This is a genomic window from Megasphaera sp. SC8-1, from assembly GCF_024436295.1.
GTDB classification, from domain to species: domain Bacteria; phylum Bacillota; class Negativicutes; order Veillonellales; family Megasphaeraceae; genus Megasphaera; species Megasphaera elsdenii.
The window spans coordinates 141,338-154,472 of the sequence record NZ_JANFQH010000011.1 but is presented as its reverse complement, the minus strand read 5'-3'; the positions used below and the strand labels follow the sequence as shown (position 1 = coordinate 154,472).

Below are 13,135 nucleotides of genomic sequence, written 5' to 3'. Positions count from 1 at the left end.
TAAGTAAACTTAGAATTTTATTGACTTGCCTATAAAATCGTATTAGACTAGTACTATTATAGTAGACAAAGTTTACCATTTTTCATCACAGGGAGGACATGGAAGTAATGGAAGAATTGAAACAGCGAATTTTACAGGATGGCCTGGTCATCGACAACCGAATTTTAAAGATTGATAACTTTTTGAACCAGCAAATCGATACGGCCCTCATCAATCACGTCGGTCAGGAGTTCGCCCGCCGTTTCAAAGACGTACACATCGACCGCATCGTCACTATCGAATCTTCGGGCATCGCTGTGGCTTATGCCGCTTCCCTGGCCCTGAACAACCTGCCCATCGTCTTTGCCCGCAAGAAAAAATCCCTGCTCACCAAAGGGGAACAGTATACGGCTAAGATTTATTCGTACACCAAAGAAGAAGAATACACGGCTACGATCAGCAAGGCCTATCTCCACGCCGGCGAATCGGTCCTCATCATCGATGATTTCCTGGCCAGCGGCGCAGCGGCTGTCGGCCTGACGGACATCGTCGCTCAAGCCGGTTGTACCGTCGCCGGCATCGGCATCGTCGTCGAAAAGACCTTCCAAAGCGGCCGCAAGACCTTGGAAGACGCCGGCTTCCGCGTCGAATCCCTGGCCCGCATCGCCCGTTTCGAAAATAATAAACCCGTCTTCGTCGAGTAAGGAGGACATGATGCGCGCTCAATTTTTTGACGGCTTTGATTTCGCCACCTATAAATTCAGCATCGTCGCCATCGAAGACGTAGACGAATTTTTTAATATCGAAGAATTTGGCCTTCACCCCATCATGTACAATGAAGCCTGCCTGCGCGGTTATACGGCGATTTTCGGTTTCAACGATGAAAAGATGCTGACTCTCCATAAATTACTGACCAACAACAACGGCATGGAACCACCGGCCATCGACGGCATCCATCCCGTCCCCTTCCATTCGCCGGCAGGGGATCTGAAATATGAGCTCAATCACGTCATGGACTATAGCGGCTCCATCCTCATCGCCAACAGTTTCATCGATAAATATTTCGTCCCCTTCGGCTTCCAGCTCCCTCATGCCTTCCGGAAAGTCTATGAGCTGACCTTCGACAAGGGCTTGTTCGTCAAAGTCCAGGACCATTCCCAAGAAGCACAAGAACTGCGCATCGAATACGAAGAACCGTTGACTTCCAAGAAGAAAATGCAGATTAAATGGGGGAATCTGACACATAAATCGGAAGAATACGGGTTCGACGACGAAACGATTGCGCAGTACATGGACCTCAGTTACGATACGAAATATTTATTTGAGCACCTTTGAAACATAAAATTCACGGACAGCCGGCCATTGGTTCTGCAAGATGAGACCATGGCCGGTTGCGACTGTCTGGATCGGCATGGCGGCGATATCGGCGATGATGGCCTTATCTTCAGTCGAAGCCGGTGCAAAAACCTTTTCAAAATACGGTTCTGCTCCTTTGAGAATGGCTTCTTTCGTATAGCCTTCGTCGACAGGCGTTTCTTCTGCCAAATACTGGCCGAAGAGGTCGTTCGAGAAGAGGATGCCTTCTGAAGCCAGCCAGGTGACCATATTGTCCGGCCAGTGGAGGCCCGGCGTGTGGATGAACTGGAACGTATAGTCGCCTAAGGTCAGGCTTTCACCGTGCTGGACGACGCGGAAATCAGCTGACGGATATTTTTCCTGGAGGCGTTCTTTCGTAGCCGGCGTGCAGTATACGGGCAGGTTGGGGTGACGGTCCAAGACGGCCTGCAGGGCGCCGCTGTGATCTTCTTCAGAGTGGTTGAGGATCAGGGCATCGATCTGGCTGACAGGCAGGACGCTTTCGATATCCTGGATATAGGCTTCGGCGGCTCTGTCGGGAACCGTATCGATGAGGATATTCTGTTTGCCCCGAAGCAGGTAAGATAAGAAAGAAATAGAAATCTTCGGCTTGTTGATGGTCTTGCCAAAGACAAAGATGTGTGGATTCAACGAGTATTTCATAATGAAGACCTCCCGATATGCTCATGTTTTTTCTGGGGAATGTAATAACACTTGTAGATTTCACAGGCATCCATACAGCGGTTACAGCGCAGGCACTTGCTCATATCGACGCGGGGCCGCCGGACACCGTCGGCACAAAGCTCCATGGATAAAGCATGATAAGGACAGATGCTGACACAGCAGCCGCAGCCTTCACATTCTTTCCGATTAAAATAATCAGGTGTAATCAGTTGATCAATATGCGTTTTTTCCATCGTACTCCCCCCTTTGTTCCCCTATACTATAGCAAAAATATCCGAATAAAACTGTTGCAAAAACAACAAAACGGCTTGTCGCATATGCGACAAGCCGTTTTAAGTGGCTAGTGGTTAGGGGTTAGGGGTTAGTGAGCCCCTACGAACTACGAGCCACGAATCACGAGCCACTAATTATTTAATTTCCCCAAGGTCTTGGCGACGATGCGGGTCAGGAGAGCTACCGTATCGAGTTCGACCGATTCGTCGGCGCTGTGGATGTCGTGTGTCGTCGGCCCTACGGAGATGATATCCAGTTTCGGATTCATAGCGAAGAAGTACCCCGTTTCCAGGCCGCCGTGCATGGCTTCGATGCGGGCTTCTTTGCCGGCTTCTTCTTTGTAAACGTCGGCAACGAGGGGAACGAGTTTGCTATGCGGATTTTCTGTCCATGCCGGTTCCGGCGAAGCCAGTTCGATGTCACAGCCTGTCAACTCAGCGTAAACGGGCAGGGTTGTCATCAGTTCACGCAGGCGGGCATCGGCCGAAGCACGGGGGAAGTACTGAATAGCGACATGGTCGTCTTCCGTACGGATGGTGCCGATATTGGCCGACAAATCCGGCAGTTTCGGCAGCATCTGGTTCATGGCGAAGACGCCGCAATGAAGGATGTTCAGCAGGCTGACCAGGTTCTTTGTATCGTCAGCCGAGAAGGTCTGAGCCGGTACGTCGGTGCTTTCGACGAGGAAATGGGCGTTCTTTTCGACTTCGCCGTACACTTCGGCGATTTCAGCCTGTTCTTCACCGACAACCTGTTTAATCGTTTCGCCGGCGTTTACATCGTCGACAACGATGACAGCCGATGCTTCCGACGGAATGGCATTGGCTGCGACGCCGCCGCTGATGGAGGCCAGGACATAGGATACGCCGGCCTGAGCGACGCGGCGGAGAGCCAGGCTCAGAGCTTTGATGGCGTTGCTCTTGCCGTCATTGATGGTTTCCCCGGAATGGCCGCCGGCAAAGTCTTTCGCCGTAATAGTAAACGCCTGTTTACCTTTGGCAGCCTGCCAATGGAGAGGACGGCTGAAATGCGTATGGACGCTGCCGGCCGAACCGACGCAGAGGACATCCATATATTCCGAGTCGCAGTTGATGATGTACTGTACATCCTGGACGTATTTCGGGTCCAAGTGAGTGGCCCCGGTCATGCCCGTTTCTTCATCGACGGTGAAGATGAGACGCAGCGGGCCATGCTGGATATCCTGCTGGATGAGGTACAGCGACAAAGCGACAGCAATGCCGTCATCGGCACCGAGGCTGGTCCCATCGGCATGGAGGATATTGCCTTCACGGACCAGTTTGATTTCACTGGTCAAGGGGTCGAAGTCGACGCCGGGTTTGGCGACGCAGACCATATCCATATGGCCCTGGAGGACCGTAAGCGGCCAGTTTTCGCAGCCCTTGCTGGCGGGGACATTGGCGATGACGTTATATACTTCGTCCTGTGTAACATCGGTTACGCCCAATTCATGGAGGCGGCTGACGATGTAGTCGCTAACGCCTTTTTCGTGGTGGGACGGACGCGGGTGCTTGGCCAGTCCTGCAAATTCATGGATGACTCCTTCAATGATTTCTTGATCGTTCATATGACAAACGCTCCCTTCAAAAAGTATCTGCGATTGATTACTTAATCGTTTATTTATTATACCACGGACGAGGCCTTCGGGGCTACTATCCTCATATGTATACTTTTACTTGCAAAAAAGTAATTATACAGCCCATTTTCCGCCTGTAGTGTACAATTCGGCATATGACGAATTAAAAAAAATTGAGTATAATAGAATTATCAATGAAGTAGTACGTTTTAGTACGCTTAAATTTTTATTTGGGAGGTTTTCTTATGAAACCACAATCAAACTTGACTGTGAACTACCCAAGTATGCCGGAATTGACGGCCCGCGGTATGATCCTCGGCGCCCTGATCACCGTTATCTTTACGGCTTCCAACGTATACCTGGGCTTAAAAGTCGGCTTGACGTTCTCGTCGTCCATCCCGGCTGCAGTCATCTCCATGGCAATCCTGCGCATGTTCAAACATTCCAACATCCTGGAAAACAATATGGTACAGACGCAGGCTTCTGCTGCCGGCACTTTATCTGCAATCATCTTCATCCTGCCGGGCCTGCTCATGCTCGGCTACTGGCAGGGCTTCCCCTTCTGGCAGACCTTGCTGCTCTGCGCCTGCGGCGGTTCTCTCGGCGTCTTGTTCACCATTCCCCTGCGCCGGGCTATGGTCGTCAACAGCGACCTGCCCTATCCGGAAGGCCGGGCGGCTGCTGAAATCCTGAAAGTCGGCAGTGAAATCCGCCGAGAAGAAGCAGCCGGTGAAGACACGAGCAAAAAAGAAACGGGCATGAAAGATATCGTCGGCGGCACGGCCCTGGCCGGCCTCTTCAGCCTTTGTGCCAACGGCTTCCACGTCGTTTCTTCCGAGTTCAGCTATTGGTTCAGCATCGGCTCGGCTGTCACAAGGATTCCGTTAGGTTTCTCGACGGCCCTCCTCGGTGCAGGCTATCTTATCGGCATCGCCAGCGGCATGGCTATCTTAGTCGGTACGCTCCTGGCCTGGTACATCTTCGTCCCCTATCTGACATCGACGCTTATCCCGGCTGATGGTCAGTCTGCAGCAGCTTTTGCCAATGCCATTTGGGCGCAGAAAGTCCGCTTCATCGGCGCCGGCTGCATCGGTATCGCCGCCGTCTGGACCTTGATTCGCCTGGCCAAACCGGTCGTCGACGGTATCAAGATGTCCATCAACGCCCTGCGCGCTAATGACACAGAAGAAAAGAAGGCTCTCCATCATACGGACATCGACATGTCGCCGAAATCGGTCAGCCTGGTCTTCCTGGCCATCCTCATCGGCCTCTTCATCACGTTCTATGCCTTTGTCAGCAATGCCGGCCTTTCCCTGTCGGTAACGATTATGTTCATCGTCGTCGGCATCCTCGTCGCCATCCTCATGGGCTTCTTCGTAGCCGCTGCTTGCGGCTACATGGCAGGCCTCATCGGCACGTCGGCCAGCCCGATTTCCGGTATCGGCATCCTGGGCATCATCATTTCGTCCCTGGTCGTCCTCGGTATCGGCTCTTCGGCCGGCGTCTTCGCCACACTGGAAGGAACGCAGTTCGCGACAGCCTTCGCCATCTTCATTACCAGCGTCATCGTCAGCATCGCTTCCATTTCCAACGATAACCTGCAGGACTTAAAAACAGGTTATATTGTTGGCGCTACACCGTGGAAACAGCAGGTCGCCCTCATCCTGGGCTCGATCATCGGCTCCTTTGCCATCGCTCCGGTCCTGAACCTGCTCTATCAGGCCTATGGCTTCACCGGCGCCCTTCCCCGTGCCGGCATGGATCCGACCCAGGCCCTGGCAGCTCCGCAGGCAACCTTGATGACGACCATCGCCCAAGGTATCTTCAGTGCCAGCCTCGACTGGAACTATATCCTCTTCGGTGTCGGTGTCGGTATCGCCGCCATCATCATCGACCTCATTTTGACGAAAAACACGAAATCCCTGGCTCTGCCGCCACTGGCCGTCGGCATGGGCATTTACCTGCCGCCGACCTTGGAAATCCCTCTGGTCATCGGTTCGGTCATGGGTTACTTCATCCATAAGTCCTTGAAGGCCCGCGCTGCCCGCCGCAGCCCTGGCCACGAAGAAGAAGACGTAGAAGCCTGCAACCATCGCGGCGTCCTCTTTGCTTCGGGCCTCATCGTCGGCGAAAGCCTCATGGGCGTCATCATCGCCTTGCTCATCGTCGTCTCCGTCACCTCTGGCGGCAGCGAAAATCCGCTGGCCCTGGTCGGCAAAGACTTCCAGTCTACGGCAGACATCCTCGGCCTGCTCTGCTTCATCGCTATGATCGTCATCTTCGTCCGCCACATCTTCATCACCAAGTTCAGCCCGGAAGATGCTGAAAGCAAGTAGGAAATCTACCGCTTAGATTAGAATTTCATTAAAATTTCGACAAAATCCTCAAAAAAAGTCCTCGTGCACAATACATTTTGTGGCACGAGGGCTTTTTTTGCATATTTCTTCTTTTGCCATATCAGCGTATAATAGGGGTATCTCGTAGATTAATCCTATGATTACACGTTAAAAGGAGGTCTTTTCTTTGTTCTTTCCCAAACTCGACAAACAATCCCTGACCGATGGCATCGTCATCCCGCAGATGGTCAAAGTCCATCAATCATTCCCTCATACAGATCTGGCCGATCCCGTCGGCGTCCTGAAAAAACAGCTCCTGACCTTGGATACGGCAACGACAGAAGCCCTCAAAGGCAAGCGCATCGGCATCACTGCCGGCAGCCGTGGGCTCCCGCATTATAAGGAAATCATGAAAGCTCTTTGCGATCAGCTCAAAGCCTGGGGTGCCAAGCCCTTTGTCTTCCCGGCTATGGGTAGTCATGCCGGGGCCACGGCCGAAGGCCAAAAAGAGCACTTAGCCCAGTTCGGCATCAACGAAGACTATTTAGGCGTCCCCGTCCTGTCGACGATGGACGTCGTCGAAGTGGCCACACTGGAAGACGGCTTCCCCGTATACTGTGACAAGAATGCCTATGAAGCCGACGGCATCATCCTGTTCAACAAGATTAAACCGCATACGCACTTTAAATATAAACACGAATCGGGTTTGCTGAAGATGATCTGCATCGGCTGCGGCAAGCACAAAGGCGCTTCGACCTTCCACGGCTGGGGCTACGATTCCTTCGGCCCCAACCTGGAACGCGTGTCAAAAGCCTTCTTGCAGCATGTAAACGTCGTTTTCTCGGTCGGCATGGTCCAGAGCCCCAGTGACGACATCGCCGCCCTGGAAGTCATCCCGACCGATAAATTCTTTGAACGCGATGCGGCCTTACAGACCATGGCCAAAGCGGAAATGCCGCGCCTGAAGCTGCCCCACATCGACGTCCTCATCGTCGACGAAATCGGCAAGGAAATCAGCGGTACCGGCATGGACCCAAACATCACAGGCCGGACAGAACGATTCAGCCAGGAAACGGCCTTCCGCGCCTTGGCACCGGATATTGAACGTATCGTCATCCTGGACATTACCGAAGCTTCCCATGGCAACGGCGCCGGCTGCGGCATGGCCGACATCGTCAGCTACCGCTTCGTAAACAAGATGGACTTCTCCTCGGCATACACCAACTGCATTACAGCCAAGTCCTTCCGCATGGCCCTTCTACCTTTATACGGCAACAGCGATAAAGACGCCATTGAAATGGCCATGGCCCATGCCTTCCTGACCGACCCGAACCAGGCCAAAGTCGTCCGCATCAAGAATACACTGAAACTGGAAGACATCGAATGTTCCCTCTCGTGCTTAGAAGATATAAAAAACGATCCGGACATGACAATCACATCCGAACCGTTTACATGGAAGTTTAACGAAGAAGACAATCTGTGGTAAAAAAAGGGCTTGTCGCACGACGACAAGCCCTTTTGAGTATTAAGTTTGCAGTTTTTAGTTTGTAGTGAATGTTTTTAAATTTAAAGCCATCGTCTGCAAACTACAAACTCTGTTCCATCAGCATTTCCGCCACCAGGTCTCTACTACGGCAGTCCCGACATGCCAATAGTAAAGGATGTGATCAGCCAGTTGTGAACAGCGTTTACTGTGGTAAACGACATGGCTGGCCGCAGCTCCGATGAAGAAGCCGCCGATGACGTCACTGACGTAATGGAGCCCGCTGAGTATCCGCGACGAGGCCAGGACGCCTGTCCAGACCAGGGCCGGCAGCCCCCAGGGATTGCGCCGGGCCAGGAGCATCAGGGAAATGGCCAGGCTGTTCATGGAATGGTTGCTGGGAAAGGAAGCGTTGGCCTTATGCGGCACGAGCGCCGCTGCATCGCCGCAGGCGAAAGGCCGGGGGCGATGCCAGATTTTCCCGATGACCCAGGAAACGGAAGATCCCGGGATGACGGAAAACAGGCAGTAAACTAAAGTCTTCCGACGTTTAATCTGTTCCGCTATCGGCCGCGGCCGGAACCACTCAAGCAGGCCATAAAGGATGAACAGCCAATAGCCGAAGCGGGTAATCCAGGTAAGGATACGGAGCCAGGTCCTGCGCCGGGCAATGAGCCATTGGGCGAAGAAAAAGATGGATCGTACCATCGTCGTCTCTCCTTAATAGAAGAATCAAGCTTCTTTTTGAAAAGCCGTGTGCATCGTCCCAGCCACATCGGCCAGGGAAATGCTGCGCATCTTATCTTCCATGGTATCCTGTATTTCATGAAGCCTGTCATCCAGGCCGGCATGAATCGTCTTGCCTACAGGGCACTGGGGACAAGGATGTTCATGAAAATGAAAGAGCGAGTCATTGCCGACACAGTCTACGGCATGGTAAACATCATATAAACTGATGTCAGATAAAGGCTTTTCCAAGGCCGTCCCCCCGGTCCCGCGCTTTACCTGGATCAAGCCAGCTGCCTTGAGCTGGATGAGCAGTTTGCGGATGATGACCGGATTGGTGCCTACACTGCCTGCAATGAAATCACTGGTCACTTTTTCGGTCTTGCCAAAAAAGTCGATGCACAATAAGGTATGGACGGCCATGGTAAACCGACTGGAAATCTGCATAGGGACGACTCCTTAAAGGGCTTTCAATTCGCGGAGGATAGCCAAGTCAGCCGAGCAGGCCGGGCAATCACAGAATTTAGCACCTTTAGCCTGAATGTCTTTAGCATGAGCCAAGAGCTGTTTAGCTCCATCAGCCCCCATGAGCTGTACGGCATGTTCCGAAGCCGCGAAAGCCAGGAGTTCGTCAATTGTCGAAACGCCCTGTTTCAGAGCTTCGACATAAGCCGGCGTAGCAGCATCTTTATCAGCGGCGTCGAGCCAAGCCTGAGCTGCTGTTTTCAAAGCCGGGTTGCAGCTGGGAGCTGCCATCAAATCGTGAGTTTTCGTCGTAACAAATTCTACTGTTTTTGCATCCATGTCAAAAAACCTCCTATAAAAGACGAATCAAAATATCCAGGATAGAATCACCCTGATTACATCCTTATCATACGACATTTTAATTGTAAAGTCAACGGTTACAAATTTTGTATTTTGTTGAACTATTTTAAACTAATTTATTTTCATTTAATATGCCTTCATTGGCTTAGTTATCATATTTTTATTTTATGTATTTTCTTCATTTAAACATTTTCCTCTGGTTGTAAACAGATAAAAAAGGGCTTGTCGCACGACGACAAGCCCTTTTTGAGTATTAAGTTTGCAGTTTGTAGTTTTTAGTGAATGGTTTTAAACTTAAAGCCATCTTCTACAAACTACAAGCTCCGTACTATAAACTTTTACTTTCTAGCAGCTTGGACAGCAGCGATGAATTTTTTGGCCGTAGCCGTGATTTCATCAGCCGTCTTGCCGCCACCGGTGAGGGCACCGCCGGCACCGACGGCGACGCAGCCGGCTTTGATCCAGTCGCCGGCGTTTTCGACGTTGACACCGCCTGTCGGCATGAGCGGAGCCTGCGGCAGGGGGCCGTGGATGGCCTTGATGGCTTTCATGCCCAGGATTTCCCCAGGGAAGATTTTGACGACGTCAGCGCCGTATTCCAAGGCCGTAATGACGCCGTTGAGGGTCGTCGTCCCCGGCATGACGGCGACGCGGTAGCGGTTGCAGAGCTTGATCGTTTCCACGTCCAGTGCCGGCGATACGATGAACTGGGCGCCGGCGAGGATGGCAATGCGGGCCGTAATGGCATCGAGGACCGTGCCGGCACCGATGATGACATCCGGGTTGTCGGCGTACTTCTTGGAAAGGGCTTCGATGACTTCATGAGCCCGCGGCGTCGTGAAGGCCAGTTCGATGGCCGTGACGCCGCCTTTGATGCAGGCTTCGGACATCATCATCGCTTCTTCCGGGGTCTTGCCGCGGACGACAGAAACGATGCCGATTTCTTTAATTTTATTGACAACATCAAGTTTATCCATTGTTCAGAACTCCTTTTTCACACACTTCAGGCGGGCGCCCCACATGGGCGCCCCTACGCATTTAACAGGTTAGTGCTGCGCATCCATGAACGCTTCAAGCTTCTCTCTCGTCGGCAAGCCTTCGTTATCACCGGCGACCTGGATGGCCATGGCCCCGATGGCGGCACCCCGGCGGGCAGCGTCTTCCAGGTTCAATCCGTCGAGGATGGCGCTGGTGAAGCCGACGGCAAAGCCGTCACCGGCACCGACGGTGTCGACGATGTGGTCGACGTGATAACTCGGCACGCGGTATTCCTGGCCGTCGGCCGTGCGGATATACGTCCCATGGCTGCCGCCCATCTTGATGACAACGGTCTGGACGCCGCGCAGCAAGTAGTACCCGGCAATATCCTTTTCGTCTTCCATCCCCGTCAGGATCCGGCCTTCATTGAGGCCGGGCATGACGATGTCAGCATACTGGGCGGCGTCGTTAATGACGCGGGCCATGATTTCCTGGGATTTCCAGAGCATGGGCCGCAGGTTCGGGTCGAAGGAAATGTGCACGCCCTTGCTATGGGCCCGCATCATCAGCGTATAAATCGTTTCCCGGCACGATTCCGACAGGGCCAGGGGAATCCCCGTGACGTGCAGGTGGTCGACGCCGGTCCAGTCGATACCGGCGAGGTCTGCCGGCTGGAAGTGGGAAAAGGCCGTATGTTTACGGATATTGGCTACCTTCGGGTCCCCTTCCAGGACCTTTTCCTTCATCTGGAAGCCCGTCATATGGTCGTCATCGGTCCAGACATAATCGTCATGGATATCATTGGCCTTGAGGAAGTTGCAGATGCACTTCCCAAAAGGGTCGACGCCGACCTTGGAAATATACGACACATCGTTGCCCAGACGAGCCATACCGACGGCATAATTCAATTCTGCCCCGCAGACATGGCGGGAAAAATGTTCCACTTCTTCCAGCGGCCCCATTTCTTCAGCAATCAGCAAGCCCATGGCCTCGCCGATTGTAAGCACTTTACTCATGGTCTGCCTCCAATTGTGCCTTTATTTTATCAATCATGTCCTCATAGGCGGCGTCTGTCAAGTAAACGCGGTCCGGGTTCATGACAAAGGTACTGTTCCATTCAAAATCATCTTTGTATTTCGGCACCAAATGAACGTGGAGATGATGTCCCGTATCAGCATAGGAACCATAGTTTACCTTATTCGGATGGAAAGCCTGATGAATCGCTTTCGCAGCCTTGGCGACGTCGGCAAAAAAGGCATTGCGTTCGTCATCGCTCAAGTCCGTCATTTCACTGACATGGTCCTTATAGGCGACGATGCAGCGGCCGGGGTGGCTCTGTTCCTTGAACAGGACCAGCATACTGACCGATAAGTCGCAGATGTAAATACCGAATTTAGCAAGCGGTTCGCCTTTGACGCAATAACCGCAGGTGTTATCTTTCATGACAAAGCCTCCTTATTCAATCGTACCGTGTTCCCACTTACCATGGTTCAGATCATCGGCGATTTTTTTGAATTTATCGTCGGTCAGGCCATAGAAGAAATAGAGAATGATAGCGGCAATGCCCAGGGCAACGCCAGGATACAAGGTCATTGCGGCTTTGATGCCCATCAGCGTCATTTCACTCTGGACGGCATTGGCGACATAGCCCGTCAGGACCAGGATGCCCGAACTTACAACAGCGGCCAGGGCCTGTGCGATTTTACGGGAGAAGTTGAAAGCCGCATAGGTAATGCCTTCTTTACGGATGCCGTTATGCCATTCGCTGTAGTCGATGACGTCAGAAACGAAAGCCCAGGTGACGCCGTTCGGAATAGCCAGGGCGACGTAGCCGATGGTGACCAAGATGATGAAAGTGTAAATATTGGTCGGAATGACGAAGTTCAGGAGGTCCGCAGCACAGCCGATGAGCAGGCCGCCGATGGCCGTCTTTTTCTTGCCGAACATCTTGACCAGTTTGGGAATGAGCAGGATACCGACGACGGAGCAGCCCATCATGATACCGTTTACAATCGGCTGTAAACCCATATGGCCCAAGTTATACTGGCAGAAGAAAATCATCATCTGGTTATTCGTATTCATGGCCGAAATAGTAAACAAGGTCATCAAAATGATGCACAGAAGCGGTTTATTAGTAAACACGAGTTTAATGTAGTCCGAGAATTTCGCTTTCTGTTCATTCTGAGTATTGCGCTTGACCGGAACATGTTCATGGCAGTTGAAATAGCAAATAGCAAAGCCGATGACGCCGATGATGGACATGACGATAGACGCGGCAAAGAAGCCTTCATGAGGCGATGCGAACATGAGGACGACCGGTACGAAGGCCATGCCGGTAATGAGCTGGGCCCCGATAGAACCGGCCTGACGAGTCGTCGCCATCTGACTTCGTTCTTCGACATCGCGGGTCATGACGCTGGCCAGGGACGAATATGGAATGTTAGTAAACGAGTAAACGAGGCCCCAGGCCATATAGGCACCATAGGCAAAGAGAATCTTACCCGTCGGTGACAAGTCCGGCATGGTAAAGGTAATGACCGTCAAAATGGCCAGGATGACAGCCGAAGCCATCATGACCGGGCGGAACTTGCCGCGGGGCCCGATATTCTTCCGGCCGTCGATGACGGACCCGGCGATAGGATCCATGAAAGCATCGAAAATTTTCGTAAAGGCGAAGATGCCGGCTACGGCGGCTGCCGGAATGGTGCAGACGTCGATCCAGTATTTCGTCAAATATGCCTGGCCTAAGTCGAACATGAAACCGTTGCCAAAGTCACCGAAACCATAACAGATTTTTTCACGCCATGATAATTTCACATGGCCTTCCTTAGAAGCTGCCGTTTCAGTCGTTACGCTCTTGTTCGGCAACGTCCCTTCTTGTGTGCTCATTGCACTCCCTCC

Annotated in this window: 14 protein-coding genes; 4 read left to right on the top strand and 10 right to left on the bottom strand. The window is 52.4% G+C overall.

The genetic code is table 11. The features are described from left to right. Window positions 1-107: 107 nt before the first annotated feature. Window positions 108-683: a xanthine phosphoribosyltransferase gene (locus NOS26_RS04325; protein ID WP_014015534.1), complete on the top strand. Its 576-nt coding sequence runs from the start codon at window positions 108-110 to the stop codon at window positions 681-683. Between the two features lie 10 nt (window positions 684-693). Then, complete coding sequence (locus NOS26_RS04320; RefSeq protein ID WP_014015533.1) at window positions 694-1,314, top strand: hypothetical protein; 621 nt, start codon at window positions 694-696, stop codon at window positions 1,312-1,314. Here the strand turns inward: NOS26_RS04320 and NOS26_RS04315 are convergent. The 3 genes from NOS26_RS04315 to pepD all read right to left on the bottom strand — a co-directional run bounded on the left by NOS26_RS04315 (window position 1,297) and on the right by pepD (window position 3,877). Continuing rightward, entirely contained in the window at window positions 1,297-1,998 is a 702-nt protein-coding gene (locus NOS26_RS04315) for an FprA family A-type flavoprotein (protein ID WP_014015532.1), read from the bottom strand. The genes NOS26_RS04320 and NOS26_RS04315 overlap by 18 nt on opposite strands. Further along, window positions 1,995-2,252, bottom strand: a complete 258-nt coding sequence (locus tag NOS26_RS04310) for a 4Fe-4S binding protein (protein WP_014015531.1) — start codon at window positions 2,250-2,252, stop codon at window positions 1,995-1,997. Before NOS26_RS04310 ends, NOS26_RS04315 begins: the two co-directional genes overlap by 4 nt. A gap of 170 nt (window positions 2,253-2,422) precedes the next feature. Beyond that, window positions 2,423-3,877, bottom strand: a complete 1,455-nt coding sequence (gene pepD, locus NOS26_RS04305; protein ID WP_014015530.1) for a beta-Ala-His dipeptidase — start codon at window positions 3,875-3,877, stop codon at window positions 2,423-2,425. A 254-nt stretch (window positions 3,878-4,131) separates the two neighbouring features. Between pepD and NOS26_RS04300 the strand changes: the two genes are divergently transcribed. Both NOS26_RS04300 and NOS26_RS04295 read left to right on the top strand, forming a co-directional pair. Next, window positions 4,132-6,222 carry an OPT family oligopeptide transporter gene (locus NOS26_RS04300; RefSeq protein WP_014015529.1) on the top strand — a complete coding sequence of 697 codons (2,091 nt, stop codon included), beginning with the start codon at window positions 4,132-4,134 and terminating at the stop codon, window positions 6,220-6,222. A 187-nt stretch (window positions 6,223-6,409) separates the two neighbouring features. Beyond that, window positions 6,410-7,708, top strand: coding sequence for a lactate racemase domain-containing protein (locus NOS26_RS04295; RefSeq protein ID WP_014015528.1), 1,299 nt, complete (start codon window positions 6,410-6,412; stop codon window positions 7,706-7,708). Between the two features lie 117 nt (window positions 7,709-7,825). Here the strand turns inward: NOS26_RS04295 and NOS26_RS04290 are convergent, their stop codons facing one another. The 7 genes from NOS26_RS04290 to NOS26_RS04260 all read right to left on the bottom strand — a co-directional run bounded on the left by NOS26_RS04290 (window position 7,826) and on the right by NOS26_RS04260 (window position 13,123). Beyond that, complete coding sequence (locus tag NOS26_RS04290; RefSeq protein WP_014015527.1) at window positions 7,826-8,413, bottom strand: phosphatase PAP2 family protein; 588 nt, start codon at window positions 8,411-8,413, stop codon at window positions 7,826-7,828. A 24-nt stretch (window positions 8,414-8,437) separates the two neighbouring features. Beyond that, window positions 8,438-8,878: an Rrf2 family transcriptional regulator gene (locus NOS26_RS04285; RefSeq protein WP_014015526.1), complete on the bottom strand. Its 441-nt coding sequence runs from the start codon at window positions 8,876-8,878 to the stop codon at window positions 8,438-8,440. Window positions 8,879-8,890: 12 nt separating this feature from the next. Next, on the bottom strand, window positions 8,891-9,235 hold the full coding sequence (locus NOS26_RS04280) for a hypothetical protein (protein WP_014015525.1): 345 nt from the start codon (window positions 9,233-9,235) through the stop codon (window positions 8,891-8,893). A 359-nt stretch (window positions 9,236-9,594) separates the two neighbouring features. Beyond that, the gene (locus tag NOS26_RS04275) at window positions 9,595-10,233 is read right to left on the bottom strand and encodes a bifunctional 2-keto-4-hydroxyglutarate aldolase/2-keto-3-deoxy-6-phosphogluconate aldolase (RefSeq protein ID WP_014015524.1); all 639 of its coding nucleotides are present in this window, start codon (window positions 10,231-10,233) and stop codon (window positions 9,595-9,597) included. Window positions 10,234-10,302: 69 nt separating this feature from the next. Next, window positions 10,303-11,250, bottom strand: a complete 948-nt coding sequence (locus NOS26_RS04270) for a sugar kinase (protein ID WP_014015523.1) — start codon at window positions 11,248-11,250, stop codon at window positions 10,303-10,305. Beyond that, the gene (locus tag NOS26_RS04265) at window positions 11,243-11,677 is read right to left on the bottom strand and encodes an HIT family protein (protein ID WP_014015522.1); all 435 of its coding nucleotides are present in this window, start codon (window positions 11,675-11,677) and stop codon (window positions 11,243-11,245) included. Before NOS26_RS04265 ends, NOS26_RS04270 begins: the two co-directional genes overlap by 8 nt. A 12-nt stretch (window positions 11,678-11,689) precedes the next feature. After that, complete coding sequence (locus NOS26_RS04260) at window positions 11,690-13,123, bottom strand: glycoside-pentoside-hexuronide (GPH):cation symporter (RefSeq protein WP_014015521.1); 1,434 nt, start codon at window positions 13,121-13,123, stop codon at window positions 11,690-11,692. Window positions 13,124-13,135: the final 12 nt, after the last annotated feature.

Excerpts from the sequence above, each read along its gene's own strand:
- NOS26_RS04265 (WP_014015522.1), bottom strand. The coding sequence starts at position 11,677 with ATGAAAGATAACACCTGCGGTTATTGCGTCAAAGGCGAACCGCTTGCT.
- NOS26_RS04310 (WP_014015531.1), bottom strand. The coding sequence starts at position 2,252 with ATGGAAAAAACGCATATTGATCAACTGATTACACCTGATTATTTTAAT.
- NOS26_RS04290 (WP_014015527.1), bottom strand. The coding sequence starts at position 8,413 with ATGGTACGATCCATCTTTTTCTTCGCCCAATGGCTCATTGCCCGGCGC.
- NOS26_RS04300 (WP_014015529.1), top strand. The coding sequence starts at position 4,132 with ATGAAACCACAATCAAACTTGACTGTGAACTACCCAAGTATGCCGGAA.
- NOS26_RS04325 (WP_014015534.1), top strand. The coding sequence starts at position 108 with ATGGAAGAATTGAAACAGCGAATTTTACAGGATGGCCTGGTCATCGAC.
- NOS26_RS04320 (WP_014015533.1), top strand. The coding sequence starts at position 694 with ATGCGCGCTCAATTTTTTGACGGCTTTGATTTCGCCACCTATAAATTC.
- pepD (WP_014015530.1), bottom strand. The coding sequence starts at position 3,877 with ATGAACGATCAAGAAATCATTGAAGGAGTCATCCATGAATTTGCAGGA.
- NOS26_RS04260 (WP_014015521.1), bottom strand. The coding sequence starts at position 13,123 with ATGAGCACACAAGAAGGGACGTTGCCGAACAAGAGCGTAACGACTGAA.
- NOS26_RS04315 (WP_014015532.1), bottom strand. The coding sequence starts at position 1,998 with ATGAAATACTCGTTGAATCCACACATCTTTGTCTTTGGCAAGACCATC.
- NOS26_RS04280 (WP_014015525.1), bottom strand. The coding sequence starts at position 9,235 with ATGGATGCAAAAACAGTAGAATTTGTTACGACGAAAACTCACGATTTG.
- NOS26_RS04285 (WP_014015526.1), bottom strand. The coding sequence starts at position 8,878 with ATGCAGATTTCCAGTCGGTTTACCATGGCCGTCCATACCTTATTGTGC.
- NOS26_RS04270 (WP_014015523.1), bottom strand. The coding sequence starts at position 11,250 with ATGAGTAAAGTGCTTACAATCGGCGAGGCCATGGGCTTGCTGATTGCT.
- NOS26_RS04275 (WP_014015524.1), bottom strand. The coding sequence starts at position 10,233 with ATGGATAAACTTGATGTTGTCAATAAAATTAAAGAAATCGGCATCGTT.